This is a genomic window from Mesorhizobium sp. Primo-A, from assembly GCF_003997175.1.
Lineage (GTDB): Bacteria > Pseudomonadota > Alphaproteobacteria > Rhizobiales > Rhizobiaceae > Mesorhizobium > Mesorhizobium ciceri.
In genome coordinates, this window is the sequence record NZ_RZTG01000007.1 from 188,514 (window position 1) to 206,227 (window position 17,714).

The following is a 17,714-nucleotide window of genomic DNA, read 5'->3' on the forward strand; positions in this document are numbered from 1 at the left end:
GTGCCGACCTTGCCCTCACCACGGCCAACTTTTCATTCGTCATAACGTCCTCCGAATTTCGCTTCGGCCGAACCACCATCGAGGCTGATTGTTCCGTACGGATAGGATTGAATGGGCGGCTTTATGCCGGCCATGAAAAGCGATTTTGTTCTGGGCACATTCGACTGTGAACAACTCATGATGGCGGTGGAACAACTCAAGTTTGTGCGAGTTCGGTAGCCGTGCAGCGTCATCGCTCCCCTTGTTTGATGCTGCACGGTCGGGTTCCCTCAGCCTGATCAGCCCGCGCGCCCTCGCGGCAGCGCGGGCTTTCTATGGGCAGGGCGCCATGTTTTAAATCTTTGGAACAACGTACCCGTTCAGCAGTTCGGCGTGCAGGAGGAACAAAATGCAATTCGCGGAAGAAATCGCGCTCAGGCGCGTAAAGATGCTGGTCGAACAATATGTTGTCGCCAGGAGCAGGAGATATGATTTCGTCTCGACCGAACTCGCCTGTAAGGCCATCCGCCAGGTCGTACGAAGCCCGATCGAGGACGCCGAACTGGACCATCTGCTGGCCAGAAGCGCCGTCAAACAAGGGCTGTCGGTGCGGTTCGACCGGATAGGTCATTGGCAGGCGGCTTCGCCCGAACTCAGCCAGGAGAAATCAGCATGAGGGCAGTGCTTTTGATGTCGGCCGCATTGCTCGCCTTGGCGGCGTGTAATGACAATGCCGATCCAGCCAAGTCCAAGACGGATACCACGAACAGCCAACCGGTCGACAAGAATCCCACGACGGACACCAACCCGACACCGCAGACCAGCACCGGCGGCGATCAGCAAGGTACGCAGCCAGCCCAGCCTGCATCTCCCAAGCCAAGTGGCGGCTAGGCCTATGGAGCGACGCAACGCGATAATCTCGCTGGTGATAGCCGCAGTCATCATTGTCGGTTTCGTCGTCGGCTTTTTCTACATTGATATGGGCTGGCAGACCTCGCCGCTGAAACGCGCGCCTGAACAGAACCAGGGTGGCAACGCCCCGGCGGATACCTCACCAGCCGCGGGCGTCCAGAAGAATCCCAAGGAAAACACCGAAATGCCTGGGCAGTGATCGACAGCTCGTCTCTGAGTAGACCTCGAACCAAGCCAGACGCGTTTATGCTGTCAGGTCCCACCGTGCTGATCCTTATGTACTTTCTGCTTCCCGTCTGGCTTGTCGCTGGCTTTGCAGACTGGCTTTGCCACCGCGCCTCACATATCGAGTCGACCACGGGCGCCAAGGAATCCTTGATCCATCTTCTGATGTTCGCCGAAGTAGGCGTGCCGTTGCTGGCAGCCATGTTCCTCGAGGTGAATGCCTTGGTCATCGCTGTCATGATCGTCACCTTCTTCATCCACGAGGCGACGGCGATGTGGGATGTACGCTATGCAACCACGGCGCGCAGGGTAACGCCGATCGAACAGCATGTGCACAGCTTTCTGGAAATGATCCCGCTGATGGGCCTGGTCAGCGTCGTCTCCCTCCATTGGACGCAGTTTCTTGCGTTGTTCGGGGCGGGGCCGGAAACCGCGCGCTTCGATATCGTCTGGAAATCGCAGCAGTTGCCACTGATCTATATCGTCTGCGTGATGGCCGTGATCGTACTTTTCGAGTTGCTTCCGTATGTGGAGGAATTCGTCAGGGGCTTACGGGCCAATGCCGGGAGGCTGATCCCGCCGAAAGCCAGGCGACGCGACCCGGGCCACACGACGTTGCGGTGATGGGGCGGTCTGAAACGATGCTTCCTTGACCACAAGTACTCAGCGGTCTGAGCGCCGTCTCGCGCGGAACATCTCTGCCGGACTGGTCATTAACAGAACGGGAGAGGACAGACATGGAGCGTGATGATGAGCATCCTTTCCGACCTCGACAAAAAGCTGACGGACAACATGTATGAACATGCCAGCGAACTCACGGATGCGGTGGCGGACCTGCCGCCGGAACTCGTTGAAAGCGTCGACCGGCTAATGCCTTTCATCCAGCCCGAAGCGCGCGAGACGGTGAGAAATCAGGTTTTCGGCCTGATCCACGAATACAGGATCGTGGCCCCTCGCAGCCCGGCCGATCAGGATTGACCTACCCGTTCTGGTCTATCGCGTGAGGCGCGGGTTGGCTGCCGCCATCGTTGCTTGCTCTATGGCCGCCGAACCACAGCCAAGCCGCGACGATCACGACTGCCACGATCACTATCCAGGATATGAGACGAGGCATTGCGGGATTCTCCGTGCCAGCAGTCCATTCACGTCGACGTGATGATCAGGACGGAATTGAAGTCGGCTCCGCCGCCTCCTTGTGCTCCTAATTCCGCACGCGATCCTTTGTTCCGCTTGAGTTGCGGTGGCCGGCTGAGATCTGTCGCGTCCACATGCCCTGCAGCCGCCCCGCCGGATGGGCTTTCGTTGACGCGCCCGCTGAACGCTCTAGGTCAATTCAAGCCGACCACCGCTCGTTCGGCACTAGGGGAGACTATTCTTGTGGCGCACCAAACGCCGAATTTGATCCTCAGCGGCCGTCATTTCCGGCTGGATTGTTTGTGCTTGCTGTTGCTGTTGTGCGTGTCGGCGGGATGCTCGTCTTCCGACGAGATCGAGCAGCAATCACGAACAGCGGCTTCCGCGGCACAGACCGCATCGATGTTGCTCGACGCTTGGATGGGCGGCGCGGCGCCGACCGCATACACGGTGGACACGCTGCAATCGATCGCCAAGACGCTCGTAGATACGGGGGCGCAAATCCGGTCCGCCGAAACCAGTGAACCCACCGAGCAAGCTTCTCTGACAAAAGCAGTCAATGATTTGTCGGTCGCGGTGACGCGTGCCGAGGCCGGACTGCAGGCAGATGACCGGCTGGAAGTCCAAGACGCGCAACAGGATTTACGGCTGGCGTCGCGTGCGCTCGCTGCCGCCTACGCCAAGTATTTCGCGCCGAAGCCATGAAAAAGCTCATGGAAATATCCCTCGGCGTCGTCACCAGCGTCGGCGGCTTCCTCGAAGTTGGGTCCATGGCGACGGCGGCGCAGGCAGGCGCGATGTTTGGCTTCCAGTTGATCTGGGCGGTGGTGCTTGGCACCGTCTGCATCATCTTCCTTGTCGAAATGTCCGGCCGGTTCGCGGCCGTGAGCCATCACACGATCTCCGACGGCATCCGCGAAAGGTTCGGTTTCAACGTCTTTCTATGGCCGTTGCTTGCCGCCTTGCTGGTCAATTTCCTGGTGCTGTCCGCCGAGATCGGCGGCGTTGCCATTGCGCTCGAACTTGCCACGGGCATAGGCTTCCAGTGGTGGGCACTGCCGGTGGCTTTGCTGGCGTGGCTGCTGCTCTGGAAAGGCACGTTCGGCGTCATCGAGAAGGGCGTGTCGTTTCTCGGTCTGGTGACGCTGTGTTTCGTCGTCGGAGCGGTGATGCTGAGACCTGATTGGACGGCAGTCGCAAGGGGCGCCGTGCCTTCGCTGCCGGTCCACGATGCCGCCAATTACTGGTTCATGGCGGTCAGCATTCTGGGCGCCTCGATATCGCCCTACCTGTTCATGTTCTATTCCTCGGGGGCCATCGAGGACCGGTGGGACAAAAGCTATCTCGGCGCCAATCGGGCCATAGCGGGGTTGGGCATGACCTTCGGGGGCACCATCTCGATCGGCGTGTTGATCGTGGCCGCTCTCGTGCTCGCCACGCATGGCGTCACCCAGGTGGACGACTATCACCAACTGCCGTTGATGCTGATCCCCATATTCGGCTTCTGGGGCTTCGTGCTGTTTGTTGCTTCTCTCGCCATCGCCTGCTTCGGCGCTGCGCTCGAGGTCGGGTTGCAACAGGCCTATCTTGTGGCCCAAGGGTTCGGCTGGAATTGGGGCGAGGATCGCAAGCCGCGCGACGATCCGGGTTTCAGCGCCATCTACACGATATCATTACTGTTGGCGGCTATTCCCATCGCGCTTGGTCTTGACCCGCTGAGGCTCACCATCTTTTCCATGGCGCTGACGGCTGCCAGCCTTCCGCTGACCGTCGTTCCGTTCCTGTTTCTGCTGAACGACAAACGTTATGTCGGCGAGCATCGCAACGGCATTTTGTCAAATGCCGCCGTCATCTTCATCATCGCGCTTGGCTTCGTACTGGCGGTGGTGACCATCCCGCTGCAGATATTCGGAGGCACATGATGAAGTTGCTGCGTGATCTCCTGGACAAGCAGGTGGTCGACCGCGAGCAGGTCAAGGTCGGTAAGGTCGACGGTTTGGTGGCGCAGTTGCGGCCTGGCAAGCCGCCTCGGATCATTGCCATCGAGCTCGGCTCCATCACCCTGGCGCGTCGCCTCGGCGCACGGCCCGGGCGCTGGATGGCGCGGCTCGCGGTCAAGCTGGGCGGCACGCAGCATGGCGAACCTCATCGGATCGCTTGGCGCAAGGTGAAAGATATCGGCATCGATATCGAGTTCGACATCGATGTGCGAGAAACGTCGATCTTCGCCTGGCAGGACTGGTTGCGCGACCATATCATCGGGCGCATTCCGGGAGCTTGATGATGATTACGGTCAATCTCGAGCATCTGGCGGGGCGGCGCGTACTCTCGCAGCGCGGCAAGAATGTCGGTTATATCGAGGAGATCCGCGCCGAACGGGATGGTGACGATTTCGTCGTCACCGAATTCCACGTCGGGGTCTACGCTGCTTTCGAGCGTCTTTCGGCCTCGGCCATAGGCGTGGCGGTGCTGGATCTTTTCCGATTACGCCGCCGCGACGGTCTATACCGCATTCCTTGGGACAAGCTCGACATCTCCGATCCCGCGCGACCGCGGCTGCTGTGCCCAATGACTGAACTCTCAGGCATGAAGGACGCGCCGGACCTCCAGGAATAGGTCGTGGGTGCTGCATCGTCGGGATTAGTCTCAGCGCAGCATGCTTGCCGCCAGGAAGACCACGGCTGCTGTCAAAACGACAGCTGCAATCACCAACACCGGCCAGTTGCCGCCAGGCCGCAGTTCCGGCTCGCCTTCGACCGGACGCATGGCATTGGCAAAGCTGGCATCGTTTTCGAATTTTGGACGAGTGCGCGGCGGACTTGTCTCAGCGACCGGATTTTGTGTGTCCGCGGCCTCTGCGTCTGTCTCAAGCGGGGCAATGGCGGGATCGAACCCCGGCGTCTTGTCGTGCGTTGCTCCTGCCTGAACTTCGCCTCTGGCCGCGGCAGCCGTGAGACCTGTAACCTTAGCCATAATCTCTCCCCTTCGAACCGATCTCGGCAGTATCGCACTTGCAGGCGCCGGCGGAACCAAGCTTGCATGCGCTGAGGCGACCCACCACGGTCAGACTTGCTCGCTCAGCAGAATCCTGGCGTCCTTGGCCGCAACGATGAACGCCTGTCGTGCCGCCCTTGTCGGCTTTTCGCCTCGCATGACGGCAAGGCACGCTCTGATCGCGGCAAGACGCCTCTCGGATGTCGGCTTTGGCCAGTCCCGCAGCAGCACTTCGGCTGCGTCCGACACCGAAACCACAACCCTGTCGCGGTCTATCCGGCCAGGTTGAATGACAATCGGCTTTCTGAAATGTCCAGTACGCACATGCCTCTCCAGCGGGATGCACTCTATTCGACACGCCGCTGCAAGACTGCGCGTCGCGACGCGCTTTAACTCCGCAACCGTCGATTTGTTCCAGAGCACCTGGCGTTTGAAACAACTAGCCGTTGGCCGTCCGTGCGCGCCCGTCCCAAGACTTACAACAGGTCCTTGCGAAGGAAGATGCGTGCGTGCCCTGGAATTCCGAATTCGACTTTGCCGAATTCCTCGAACCCATGCTGCATGTAGAATAGCGGCGCCTGGAAACTGCTTGTCTCGACCACGGCTTTTTTGCAGCCACGCTGGTTCATGGTGCCGGCGTTCCTGTCGCCTGTCACTTCTCCACATTTTCCGTCGATGTGGCAGATCTCACGCGAGATAGTCCGGCAGCCTCATGCGTGGATCGTGGTGCTGCCGGGCCTGCAGGCATGTCGTCTGGGTATCGGAACAAAGCGCATCTTGGCCTGTTAGGGCGACGCATCCCAGGCAAGGACAAAGCCGATGAAAACACGACAATTTTTCGCATCGCTCGCCGCTGCTTCCATTTTTCTCGCCGTGCCTGCTTTTGCTGCCGACAGCGCCCAGGCCTTCGTCGACAAGGCTGCCATCGGCGGCAAGTTCGAAGTCGACTCGAGCCAGATTGCCTTGGGCAAGGTTCAGGACCAGAGCATCAAGGACTTCGCCCAGATGATGATCCGCGATCACGGCGCGGCCAATGCCAAGCTGGCAACGGTGGCCGGCGAACAAAAATTGAAAGTGCCGCCGGCGCTTGATGCCCAGCACCAGGGCGATCTCGACAAGCTCAAGAATGCGCAGGCTCCGATCGATCCAGCCTATGTCGACATGCAGCGCAAGGCGCATGCCGACGCCGTCAAGCTGTTCGAAACCTATGCCAGCGGCGGCGACAACGCCGGGCTCAAGACATTCGCCCAGCAAACGGTCGATACGCTGAAGACGCACCAGCAGATGATCGAAAAGATCGCAGCCGGGCAGGACGCCATCACGGGAGCGACAACACCGGCGGTGAAGACCGACAATACCCCCAATGCCGCCGCTCTCGTTCCCGGCGCAAACAGCTTCACCGAAGCCCAGGCCAAGAGCCGCATCGAGGGTGCAGGCTATACCAACGTGTCGAAGCTTACCAAGGACGACCAGGGCATCTGGCGGGGCCATGCCACCAAGGCAGGCGAAAGCCTCGCCGTCGGCCTGGACTATCAGGGCAACGTCGTTGCCGCCAGCAAGTGAGCACGGATCAGGAGAAATCAATGAAAACGGTAACTGGACTGTTCGACAACTATGACGACGCGGCCGACGCGGTCCGCGAACTGGAAGCCACGGGCGTCCCGCATGCGAACATCAGCATCGTCGCCAACAACTCGGATGACTGGTACGAGGGCGACCGTTCGGAGGCTGCCGAGGATGCCGGGGCTGGCGCGGGGATTGGAGCCGTGATCGGCGGTGCCGGCGGATTGCTGACAGGGCTGGGGGTCATGGCCATCCCGGGCGTCGGACCTGTGGTCGCGGCGGGTTGGCTCGCCGCCACCGCGACAGGTGTCGTTGCCGGGGCGGTGGCAGGCGGTGCGGTCGGAGGCATTGTCGGCGCTCTGACGGAGTCCGGCGTGCCCGAGAACGATGCCCACGTGTATGCGGAGGGCGTACGCCGCGGCGGCACGTTGGTCACGGCCAGGGTGGACGATGAACTCATTGCAAATGCCGAGGAAATTCTGGGGCAATCCAGATCGGTCGATCTTGCCGAACGCCGCAGGGCTTACGAGGCTGGCGGCTGGACCGGCTTCGATGCCAATGCCGGCGAATATATCCCTGACGAGACCGATCGCGACAGCGCTCGGGCGATCAATCGGCCTTGAACGAGGAGGTGTGGTCGCACGTACCGAACGACGAGGTTTCACGAAGTGCTACGGAGCGTGTGGGACAGATGTTCGAGTTGCCCGGCTTCAAGATCTCCGTGAGCAAGGCATGAAGCTTCCCGGCTGTCCGGCGCGTTAAGTGATCTCAGTTGAATCCCCGACCGTTCAAGCGAACTGGCTGGCTGTCGGGTTGGCGTGCTGCACGAAAAGTACTCAGCGATCAAGGTGCGGTGTTGGTATGGTGGTGCGCTGGCGGGCTCTGGTCACGCTGAGCCGCACGTCTGCCGCCTGGCTCATATCGGGCGTGCGCCTGTTCGATCTCACAACTCGATTCTAGTGACTGTGGCTCCCCTTATGTTCGACTATTAACTGTTCGGCCAAGTTGGGCGTTGACGCTTCCTCTCTATAAGAGTTAATAATCTCCTAATATAAGAAGCATCTAAAGTTCGTGGTCGAAAGCCACGAGTTTGACGATGTAGGTTGGGTAGGGAACGTAGCGTGACGACCAGTCGTCGCGTCCAGCAGCATCGGGTCAATATCCGTCCGTGAATGGCCAGCTTGAGGCGGCTGTTCCAGGCGCGGCGGTGTGCCTGGATGAGGGCGAAAATTCATGCCTGCCTGGATTCGCGCGGTTTTTCTTCGGCTGGAAGCAGCCGGTCGTTCAGTACTGTCGATAAAACAGAAAAACAGATGAGGCGTCTGTTCTTAAAAGGGGGGTTGAAAAATGGCTACTCAGGTCACCGGTGCCGGCGGCACCACGACGTCTTTCTCCAACACGCCGCAGGCGAAGGATGACCTGTTTACCTATGATAGTTTCCAATCCGTCTTCCTGAACGTGATGGCCAACGATCTCGGCGGGAATGCCAAGACCCTCTGGTCAGTCGACAATGGCATCAACAACACAGGCGCAATGAATGGATACACCGCCGCTGATTTGTTGACCCAAGACTTAGCACGCACTGAATCCCCCACCTCCGAGACAAGTTATAACGGCGCGAAGATCTGGATTACGTCCGACGGACTCGTGGGATACGACGCGACTACCTTGTCAGCGGCGTTCAAGGCACAGTTACAGGGCTTGAATGCGGGACAGTACCTGACTGACAGCTTCATCTACTCGGTCCGGCTCGGCAATGGAACGCTCAGCTGGGCAACCGCGACGGTACATTTCGCCGGCACCAACGACGCCGCGGTGATTTCCGGCGTCTCTACGGGCGCGGTCGTCGAGGCTGGCGGTGTCGCCAATGCCATCACCGGGACGCCGACGGTGAGCGGCACGCTGACAGATACCGACGTCGACAACACGCCCAATACGTTCCAGGCGGTCGCGCCCGGAACCGCGGGCGATCATGGGTATGGGACCTACCAGATGACCGCGGGTGGTGTCTGGACCTTCACCCTCAACAACAACAATGCGGCAGTGCAGGGTCTCAACGTCGGCCAGCATCTCACCGAGACGTTTACCGTCCACACACAGGACGGCACGGCCCAAGTAGTAACGGTCACGATCAACGGCACCAATGACGCGGCTGTAATCTCCGGCACCATTGCCGGCACGGTCGTCGAGGCCGGCGGCGCTATCAATGGCACCCCGAGTGTCAGCGGCACGCTGACGGATACCGACGTCGACAATCTGGCGAACACGTTCCAGGCGGTTGGTGCCGGCGGGGCAACTGACCACGGCTACGGCACCTTTGCGATGAACGCGGCGGGCACCTGGACCTATACGCTCGACAACACGAATAGTGCGGTCCAGGAACTCAACGCGGGCGATCATTTGATCGACACATTCACGGTTCGGACTGCGGACGGGACAGCGCAGGTAGTAACGGTCACGATCAATGGAATTACTGATAACGCGACGGTCAACCTGAGCGCCTCGACGGTCGCCGAGGGCGCGGTCGCCAACTACGTGTTCACGGCGACGCTGTCGGACGCCTCGCATGGCGTCACCACGATCACCACCGACAAGGGCGACATCACCATCGCCGATGGCCAGACCACCGGCACGCTGACGATCGCCTCGGGCAATGGCGAGGACGTCTACAACGACGCATCGAGCCTGACCGCCAACATCACCGCCACCGCGGGCGGCAACTTCGAGCACCTGGTGATCGGCACCGGCACGGCGACGGCCAACGTCACCGACACCACCACCGACGCGACGGTCAACCTGAGCGCCTCGACGGTCGCCGAGGGCGCGGTCGCCAACTACGTGTTCACGGCGACGCTGTCGGACGCCTCGCATGGCGTCACCACGATCACCACCGACAAGGGCGACATCACCATCGCCGATGGCCAGACCACCGGCACGCTGACGATCGCCTCGGGCAATGGCGAGGACGTCTACAACGACGCATCGAGCCTGACCGCCAACATCACCGCCACCGCGGGCGGCAACTTCGAGCACCTGGTGATCGGCACCGGCACGGCGACGGCCAACGTCACCGACACCACCACCGACGCGACGGTGAATCTCAGCACGTCGAACGTTACGGATCACGATACCAACGTCACCTTCACGGCGACGTTGAGCAACGCCTCGCAAGGCGTCACCACGGTCCACACCGACCATGGCGACATCACCATCGCTAACGGCCAGACCGTTGGCACACTGGTGATCGCAACCCCCAACGCATCAAGCCTGTCCGCGACCATCACCGGCACCTTGGGCGGCAACTTTGAACACCTGGTGGTCGGCACCGGCACGGCGACGGCGCAGATCATCGACGCAACTGCGCCGACCGTGACGATTACCGACGACGAGCCGGCGGCGACGGCCAACATTGCCGGTGGCAATGTCCTCTACACCTTCACCTTCAGCGAGCCTGTCACCGGATTTGTTACATCAGATATCGTTGTGGGAGGCGGTACCAAGGGTACGTTCACCGCGGTGAGCAGCACGGTTTACACCTTGGATGTGATCCCAACCGCGAATACGCAGGCCGGTATCATCACCGTAGATGTGGCGGCAGGCGCGGCCAACGATGCAGCCAGCAACGGCAACACGGTGGCGATCCAGGCGACGCAAGCTTACGACACCAAGGCGCCGACGGTTATCATCACCGACGACGAGCCGGCGGCGACGGCCAACATTGCCGGTGGCAGTGTCCTCTACACCTTCACCACCAGCGAGAGCGTTGGCAGCACGCTGACCATTGCGGACGTGACGGTAACGGGCGGCACGGTCGGTGCGCTGACGCAAGTCGGCACCAGCAACGTATATAACCTGACCGTGACCCCGACGGCCAACGTCGATGCCGGCACGATCAGTGTAACAGTGAACCAGGTTGGCATCACCGATACGGCGGGCAATTCGGGGACCGGCACTGTCAATGCCACCCAGGCCTACGATACCAAGGCGCCGACCGTTTCGGTCGACATCATCGCCCCAGACCTGCCGGCAGGCGGGACATCACAGGTAAAGTTTGTCTTCAGCGAAGTCCCTACCGGTTTCACGGCGGCCGACATCATTGTGACGTCAGGCAGCGGCTCGATCACCAGCGGGCCGACCATAGACGCCACAGATCCAACCGGCAAAACCTATGTCGCAACGTTCACCGCATCTTCGACTTTTGTCGGAAACGCGACCGTTTCAGTGAGCTCGGGAAGCTATACGGATGCAGCTCTGAACACAGGCTCCGGAGGCAACGACACGGTATTCGAGGGCTTTACCTTTGACGCAGCGACGAAGGAAAACGGGCAAAGCGGCAATTTCACTCTTTCCGGGCACTATAATACCGGTGTGACGATACGCGCGTACTGGGACGTCGACAATCCGACCCACGCAGTTGCCGTGACGCTGAATGGCGATGGCACCTGGAGCGGGGCTAAGACCAACCTGGGCAACAACACCGGAGCCCACACCTTCTTTGTGGTCGCTACGACAGGCAGCAGTACCATTGTCCAATCCATCGGTGTCACAGCGCCCGCCGGCATTGCCGGAGAGGCTGTGAACTTGGGACTTACCGATCCAGCCGGCCACGATGGCGCGATTACGCTCACGATTAGTGACGTCCCCGACGGATGGACGATCGATGGGGGCACCCGCAACGCGGACGGCTCTTGGACCGCAACAACCACGAATGTTTCCGCCCTGACCGTCACGACGCCGGTCACCTATACCGGTGCACACGTGCTCAACGTGACCGGGACCTGGAGTAACGAGGACGGGACCACCGGGACCATGACCATCGCGGACAACGTGGAAATCTATGCCAAGGGTTCGCCCATCTTTGCTTTGTCTGGAAACGACTACCTGACCGGGTCCAGCGGCAACGACCTCTTCGTCTTCTCGCAGCCGATCGGTGCCGACACGGTGCACAATTTCGACGCCGCGGCCGACCAGATCGACCTTATCGGCTACAACGGACTGGCGGACTTTGCCGACCTGCAGACCCATATCGCCGACGATGCCCACGGCAACGCGGTGATCACGCTGGGCGATGGGCAGTCGATCACGCTGGATGGCGTGCACTCGGGCGCGCTGACGGCAGGCAATTTCGTCTTCGACCAGACGCCGGTGGTCAACAATGCCGGCACCATGACGATCGGCGACGGCGCCTTGCTGCCGCTGAGCGGCATGATCAACAATAGCGGCCTCATCTCGCTGGACTCGACCGGCGGTGAAACGCTGCTGCAAATCATCCAGCATGGCGTGACCCTGCAGGGCGGCGGGCAGATACTGTTGTCCGACAGCGCCGCCAACGTGATCTCCGGCACGGGGCCGGACGTCACTCTGGTCAATGTCGACAACACGATATCGGGCGCCGGCCAGTTGGGCGGCGGGATGCTGAGCCTCGACAACCAGGGCACCATTATCGCCTCCGGCGCGAATGCGCTGGTCATCGATACGGGGGGCAGCGTCGTCACCAACTCCGGAACATTGGAGGCGACCGGTTCAGGTGGACTGACGATCACCGGCGGGCTGGCGAATTCCGGCATGCTGTTGGCCAATGGCGGCGACATAGTCATCCATGGCCAGGTCACCGGCGACGGCGATGCCACGATCGGCAACCTGTCGAAGCTTGAGTTCGGCAGCGCCTCGTCGACGGATGTCACCTTCGCGCACGATGCGGCCGGCACGCTGCAGCTCGACGATTCCTTCGATTTCAGCGGGCGGATCGGCGGCATCACCAATGACGACAGGCTTGAGCTCGAGGACATCCTGTTCGGCGCGGGAACGACGGCCGTCTACCAGGCAAACCAGGATGGCAGCGGCGGAACGCTGACCGTTTCGGACGGCACCCACGGTACCGCGCTGCATCTGGTCGGCAGCTACGATGCGAACGGCTTCAAGCTTGCCGATGACGGCCAAGGCCATACCGCCGTTTCGTACAATCCGGCGGAATTCACGCTGACGGGCGTTGGCAATGGAGCAATTTCAAGCGACTTCGTGGTGTGAACCAAAAGGCCGCCGCCAGCGGCGGCCCACCTGGCCTGATGCGTATCGAGTGGGGTTCTGGACGTGGATAGCAAATCTCGAATTGTGAAGGATGCGCTTCGGGCCTGCCGCCGCTATTTCCTGGTAGCGGCGGCGTTCAGCCTGGCCATCAATCTGCTCTATCTCGCGTCCCCACTCTACATGCTGCAGATCTACGACAGGGTCGTTACCAGCGGCAGCGAAACCACGCTGGTGATGCTGACCCTGGTGTTGCTGGCGGCCTTTCTTTCGCTGGCCGGCCTCGACCTGGTGCGCGCCTCCATCCTGACGCGTGCCAGTGCGCGGCTCGACCGGCTGCTGTCGGCAAAAGTCCTGGCCGCGTCGGTCGAGACCCCATCGCCCGGCTCGTCGCCGAGCCAGCCCATCCGAGACTTCGACACGTTCAGGCAGGTCATCACCGGCAGCGGCATCCACGCTTTGTTCGACCTGCCATGGTCGCCCATCTACATCGGCATCATCTTCCTGCTGCATCCCTGGCTCGGCTTCTTCGCGCTGGGCTGCTCGCTGCTTCTGGTCGCCATGGCGGTGCTAAACGAATATATCGTGCGTTCGCCGCTGAAGCAGGCCAACGACCTGGCGACGACCAACTATAATTTCACCGAGATGAGCCTCAGAAACGCCGAAGTCGTTCGCGCCATGGGGATGATCGACGGCCTCATCCGCCGCTGGGGACGCGACCGCAATTTGGCGCTGCGGCGCCAGGCGGAGGCAAGCGATCGCGCCGCACTGATGTCGGGTCTGATCCGTTTCCTGCGGCTCACCATGCAGTCGCTGATCCTCGGCCTCGGCGCCTATCTGGTGATCGAACGGCAGATCACCGGCGGCACCATGTTCGCCGCGAGCCTCTTGCTGGGCCGGGGGCTACAGCCGGTCGAGCAGATCGTCGGCCTTTGGCGCAGCCTGATCCTGGGGCGGGCGGCGTTGGCAAGGGTCGAGAAGCTGGTCGACGGGGGCGCGCAGAGCGAAAGATCGTTCAACCTGCCCAAGCCCACCGGCAAGATTTCGGTTGAGCAGGTCAGCTTTGCAATTGCAAGCCAGCAGAAAGTGCTTCTGCGGGACGTATCGTTCCGGCTGGAAGCAGGCGAGACGCTGGGAATCGTCGGCCCTTCCGGCGCCGGCAAGTCGACGCTGGCGCGTCATCTCGCGGGCGTCATGCAACCCAGCCGTGGTACCGTCAGGCTGGACGGCGCCGACCTGTCGCAATGGGGACACGACGCGCTCGGCGACCACATCGGCTATCTGCCGCAGGATATCGAACTCTTCTCCGATACCGTCGCCGCCAACATCGGCCGCTTCAAGACCAATGTCGACCAGGAGGTCATCGAGGCCGCGCGGCTCGCCGGCGTGCATGAGATGATCATCCGCCTGCCGCAAGGCTATGAGACGCAGATCGGCGAAGGCGGCGCAGTGCTGTCAGGAGGATATCGCCAACGGATTGCTCTTGCCCGCGCAGTGTTCGGAACTCCGAACCTGATCATTCTCGACGAGCCCAGCTCCAATCTCGATGCCGATGGCGACCGCGCGCTGAGCGACTGCGCGATCGAACTCAAGCGCCGCGGCAGTACGGTGATCATCGTCTCTCACCGGCCCTCGACCCTGGCGAATGTCGACAAGATCCTCCTGTTGCGCGATGGCGCCGTCGAGGCCTTTGGCATGAGAAACGAGATCGTGGCGCTCCTCAACCAGCGCGCGGCGCCAATGGCGGTGGCAACGCAATGAGCCGTGTTTGGAGAGAGCGATGAGCGACGGCGCGCTTACCTACCGGAGCCTGCCTGGCGACGCCGGTATTCTGGCCCCGGATTCGATCCGGGTGCCGGCCTATATAGGTCTGCTGATCATCGTTGCTTTCTTTGGCATCTTTGGCGGCTGGGCGGCCTTTGCCCCGCTGAACGGCGCCGTGCTTGCCGACGCCATCGTCAAGGTGGATGGCAATCGCAAAAGCGTACAGCACTTCGACGGCGGTACGGTGAAGGAGATCCGCGTCAAGGATGGCGACGTCGTCAGGAAGGGCGACATAATGCTGAAGCTGGACGACACCAGGATTCGGTCCGAGTTCAATCTTTATGCCCAGCAATATGCGCTGTTGCGCGCAACCGATGCCAGGATCCGAGCCGAACTGGACGGCAGCGAGGTTGTTGCCTTTCCCAAGGACATTCTCAAAGAGCACGAAGACTACCTTAGGGATGCAATGGCAAACCAGATCGCCGATCTGGAAAGCCAACGCGCCTCGATGGCCGGCGCCAGGCAGATCCTCGAGCGGCGCATTGCCGAACTCGAGGAGCAGATCCAGGGCAAGCAGTCTCGGGTCGAATCTTACCATGCCCAGTTGCAATCGACGATCAACGAGAAGGCCAGCCTGTCGAAGCTGCTCAAGGCCGGATTGACGACCCGCCCACGCATCCTGGAGCTGGAAAGATCCGCCTCGGATCTGCAGGGCCTGATCGATGAGAACCTCGGCGCGATCGGCGGCAGCCAACAGAGCAAAGCCGAACTCGAAAGCCAGATCGCACAATTGACAAATGAGCGCCGAGCCAAGCTGTCGGCCATGCTGATCGATACGCAATCGAGCCTTTCCGACCTCGTGCCCAAGATGTTTGCCGCCCAGGCTGCCATGGACCGAGCCGAGGTGCGCGCGCCGTATGACGGCCAGGTGATGGATCTCAGCGTCTTCTCGATAGGCGCGATCGTTTCGCCGGGCCAGACCATCCTCGATATCGTGCCGACCGAAAATTCGCTGATCGTCCAGGCCCAGATTCGCGTCGAGGACATATCGAACCTGCGACCCGATATGGCTGCCGAAGTTCGTTTCACATCCTACAAGCAGCGCTCAATACCCATAATTCATGGCCGCGTCTCCCGCATTTCGGCGGATCGCATTACCGACAGCAAGACCGGGTTTCCCTACTATCTTGCCGACGTAGCGGTCGATCCGGTGGAATTGGCAGCAGCCCCACAGATTGCGCTTTATCCGGGCATGCCAGCGTCAGTCATGATCGTCACCGAGGAACGCACCGCGCTCGACTACATTCTGGGCCCGCTGGTTGTGTCGTTCCACTCCGCCTTTCGCCAGAAATGACGGATTAGCCAAGCGACTTCGCTTTTGAGGTGATTCTGACGCAGAGCAGTCGGAGACAAGCCGACAACCAGTCGCTCATGGTCTGCATGTTCCCTGCCGACAGCCCCTCTGTTTCTTTGGTGCTGGATCTGATGATCCTAGATGTTTGATCCCGGGCTTTATGGAGCATCCTTGTCTCCCGAATGAAAGGATGCGCTATGGGCCAAGTTCTGCATGGGAGCGCCAAAACGACAGAGGCGGTCCGTCGAGCGATACAGCATAGTCAAGAGAACCTGAGGGGCTGGCCAAGCGCTACGGGATCAACCGGAAGACGGTTGCGAAGTGGAAGAGGCGAGCTTCGGTCGCCGATCTATCGACTGGTCCGAAGGAACCGAGATCGAGGGTGCTCTCGATTGAGGACGAGGCGGACATTGTCGCTTTCCGCCGCTACACGCTGCTGCCACTCTTCCGTACGCACGGAACTGCAGGACATCATTTCCGCCCACATCTGGAAGCCGACAACTTTTCCTGAATGAGTGTGCGAAAAGAATGCATGGTTCCAAGTCGGCTGGCGGTTTGCGCGCCAAGGCTGGTTTGATCAGCTGCACACTGATCGTGACGACAACTGCAACCGTCGCGAGCTCCGGTCCTGGGCCAACCGACCACATAAGTTTATTCGTTTTTGACCAATACGCGCCGGTGAATTCCTGTAATCTTCGGAACAACACCGGGACAACCGGGTCAACCAGAAAGGTCGGGGAATGAAATACGTCGTCGATACGATCGGCGGTCCCGCAGGCGGTGATGCCTGGCAAGCCGCTGTTACCGAAGCCTATTTTCCGCTCGACACCGAGTATCGGAACCGTCGCGAATTTTCAGGCACGCTGGAAACCTTCTCGCTTGGGCTCGTCAGCGTGTCTAAAATGCGCTGCGATGCCGTAAGCTATCGTCGCCACCGCCGCCACTTCCTCAACGAGCGTGACGCCAGCCTGCTCATCACGATCCCGGAGATGTCGGAGGTGAATTTCTCGCAAGGGTCGAGAACCGTCAATTGCAGGCCGGGGGGCTTTCTCGTCGAGCGGGGAGATGCGCCTTACGAATTCTGGCACGGCAAGCCAAACGCGCTGTGGGTCCTCAAGGTACCATCATCGAGCGTTCGGGCACGGATCGGATCCGCCGAACGGCTCAGTGCGCTCAGTTTCGACGCGACCCAAGGCATCGCCGCGCTCTTCCTCGACACGGTGCGAACCACGATCGGTCATCTCGATGAGATCACTGAAGTCGCTCGTGAGATGATGGGCAGGCACATCCTGGAAATGCTGTGCCTGTCGATCGTGAGCGACGATCGCGTGCTGGACAGCAGCATCTCGTCGATCCGGGCCGGCCATTTGCATCGTGCCGAGCAGTATATTCGCGACAATCTGAAGAATTCCGACCTCGGCCCGCAGGCGGTGGCTGATGCCTGCGGCATCTCCCTGCGTTACCTGCAGGTCCTTTTTCAGGACAGCAACCAGTCGATCAACGGCTTCATCCGCGACGCCCGGCTTGAACTTTGCGCCGAGGAGCTGATGTCGGTGACCAACATCAGCAGCGTAGCCGAGATCGCTTACCGCTGGGGCTTCGCCGACCAGTCCCAGTTCTGCAAGCACTACCGGACGCGGTTCGGCTGCGCACCGACGGATACCCGTCGCGAAGCAGCGAACCGGGCGGGCGGCTCTTCGGCCTCGCGAGAGCGCCACTAGTCCCGACGAAATCCGGGCCAATTCCACCATTCATGCAACGTCTC

At 60.8% G+C, this 17,714-nt stretch carries 18 protein-coding genes and 1 pseudogene; 16 read left to right on the forward strand and 3 right to left on the reverse strand.

Annotation, left to right across the window (positions count from 1 at the left end):
• Positions 1 to 388 precede the first annotated feature (388 nt).
• The 9 genes from EOC83_RS14900 to EOC83_RS14940 all read left to right on the forward strand — a co-directional run bounded on the left by EOC83_RS14900 (position 389) and on the right by EOC83_RS14940 (position 4,866).
• On the forward strand, positions 389 to 655 hold the full coding sequence (locus EOC83_RS14900) for a hypothetical protein (protein WP_063170162.1): 267 nt from the start codon (positions 389 to 391) through the stop codon (positions 653 to 655).
• On the forward strand, positions 652 to 870 hold the full coding sequence (locus EOC83_RS14905) for a hypothetical protein (RefSeq protein ID WP_063170163.1): 219 nt from the start codon (positions 652 to 654) through the stop codon (positions 868 to 870). Before EOC83_RS14900 ends, EOC83_RS14905 begins: the two co-directional genes overlap by 4 nt.
• A 4-nt stretch (positions 871 to 874) precedes the next feature.
• Entirely contained in the window at positions 875 to 1,090 is a 216-nt protein-coding gene (locus tag EOC83_RS14910; protein WP_063170164.1) for a hypothetical protein, read from the forward strand.
• Between the two features lie 47 nt (positions 1,091 to 1,137).
• Positions 1,138 to 1,740 carry a hypothetical protein gene (locus EOC83_RS14915; protein WP_063170165.1) on the forward strand — a complete coding sequence of 201 codons (603 nt, stop codon included), beginning with the start codon at positions 1,138 to 1,140 and terminating at the stop codon, positions 1,738 to 1,740.
• 126 nt (positions 1,741 to 1,866) lie between these two features.
• Positions 1,867 to 2,094 carry a hypothetical protein gene (locus EOC83_RS14920; RefSeq protein WP_063170474.1) on the forward strand — a complete coding sequence of 76 codons (228 nt, stop codon included), beginning with the start codon at positions 1,867 to 1,869 and terminating at the stop codon, positions 2,092 to 2,094.
• Between the two features lie 399 nt (positions 2,095 to 2,493).
• Positions 2,494 to 2,955 (forward strand): hypothetical protein, encoded by a 462-nt coding sequence (locus EOC83_RS14925; RefSeq protein ID WP_063170166.1) that lies wholly within the window; start codon positions 2,494 to 2,496, stop codon positions 2,953 to 2,955.
• Complete coding sequence (locus EOC83_RS14930) at positions 2,952 to 4,172, forward strand: divalent metal cation transporter (RefSeq protein ID WP_063170167.1); 1,221 nt, start codon at positions 2,952 to 2,954, stop codon at positions 4,170 to 4,172. Before EOC83_RS14925 ends, EOC83_RS14930 begins: the two co-directional genes overlap by 4 nt.
• Complete coding sequence (locus EOC83_RS14935) at positions 4,172 to 4,531, forward strand: hypothetical protein (RefSeq protein WP_013533180.1); 360 nt, start codon at positions 4,172 to 4,174, stop codon at positions 4,529 to 4,531. Before EOC83_RS14930 ends, EOC83_RS14935 begins: the two co-directional genes overlap by 1 nt.
• Entirely contained in the window at positions 4,531 to 4,866 is a 336-nt protein-coding gene (locus EOC83_RS14940; protein WP_244506918.1) for a hypothetical protein, read from the forward strand. The genes EOC83_RS14935 and EOC83_RS14940 overlap by 1 nt, the downstream gene beginning before the upstream one ends.
• Before the next feature lie 30 nt (positions 4,867 to 4,896).
• Here EOC83_RS14940 and EOC83_RS14945 read toward each other — a convergent pair whose 3' ends face one another.
• From EOC83_RS14945 to EOC83_RS14955, 3 genes are all read right to left on the reverse strand, one after another.
• Entirely contained in the window at positions 4,897 to 5,223 is a 327-nt protein-coding gene (locus EOC83_RS14945) for a hypothetical protein (protein WP_063170168.1), read from the reverse strand.
• A gap of 90 nt (positions 5,224 to 5,313) precedes the next feature.
• Positions 5,314 to 5,568, reverse strand: a complete 255-nt coding sequence (locus EOC83_RS14950) for a DUF982 domain-containing protein (protein WP_013533177.1) — start codon at positions 5,566 to 5,568, stop codon at positions 5,314 to 5,316.
• Between the two features lie 152 nt (positions 5,569 to 5,720).
• On the reverse strand, positions 5,721 to 5,900 hold the full coding sequence (locus EOC83_RS14955; protein WP_024502377.1) for a hypothetical protein: 180 nt from the start codon (positions 5,898 to 5,900) through the stop codon (positions 5,721 to 5,723).
• Between the two features lie 163 nt (positions 5,901 to 6,063).
• Between EOC83_RS14955 and EOC83_RS14960 the strand changes: the two genes are divergently transcribed.
• From EOC83_RS14960 to EOC83_RS14990, 7 genes and pseudogenes are all read left to right on the forward strand, one after another.
• The gene (locus EOC83_RS14960) at positions 6,064 to 6,807 is read left to right on the forward strand and encodes a DUF4142 domain-containing protein (RefSeq protein WP_063170169.1); all 744 of its coding nucleotides are present in this window, start codon (positions 6,064 to 6,066) and stop codon (positions 6,805 to 6,807) included.
• Positions 6,808 to 6,827: 20 nt separating this feature from the next.
• On the forward strand, positions 6,828 to 7,430 hold the full coding sequence (locus EOC83_RS14965) for a general stress protein (protein ID WP_063170170.1): 603 nt from the start codon (positions 6,828 to 6,830) through the stop codon (positions 7,428 to 7,430).
• Positions 7,431 to 8,154: 724 nt separating this feature from the next.
• Entirely contained in the window at positions 8,155 to 12,834 is a 4,680-nt protein-coding gene (locus EOC83_RS14970; protein WP_127312458.1) for a VCBS domain-containing protein, read from the forward strand.
• A 63-nt stretch (positions 12,835 to 12,897) separates the two neighbouring features.
• Positions 12,898 to 14,592: a type I secretion system permease/ATPase gene (locus EOC83_RS14975; RefSeq protein WP_013533172.1), complete on the forward strand. Its 1,695-nt coding sequence runs from the start codon at positions 12,898 to 12,900 to the stop codon at positions 14,590 to 14,592.
• Between the two features lie 19 nt (positions 14,593 to 14,611).
• On the forward strand, positions 14,612 to 15,949 hold the full coding sequence (locus EOC83_RS14980; protein ID WP_063167461.1) for an HlyD family type I secretion periplasmic adaptor subunit: 1,338 nt from the start codon (positions 14,612 to 14,614) through the stop codon (positions 15,947 to 15,949).
• Positions 15,950 to 16,146: 197 nt separating this feature from the next.
• A pseudogene (locus EOC83_RS14985) lies at positions 16,147 to 16,391 on the forward strand (helix-turn-helix domain-containing protein); the annotation flags it as partial.
• Positions 16,392 to 16,689: 298 nt separating this feature from the next.
• Positions 16,690 to 17,670 (forward strand): helix-turn-helix domain-containing protein, encoded by a 981-nt coding sequence (locus EOC83_RS14990; protein ID WP_013533169.1) that lies wholly within the window; start codon positions 16,690 to 16,692, stop codon positions 17,668 to 17,670.
• Positions 17,671 to 17,714: the final 44 nt, after the last annotated feature.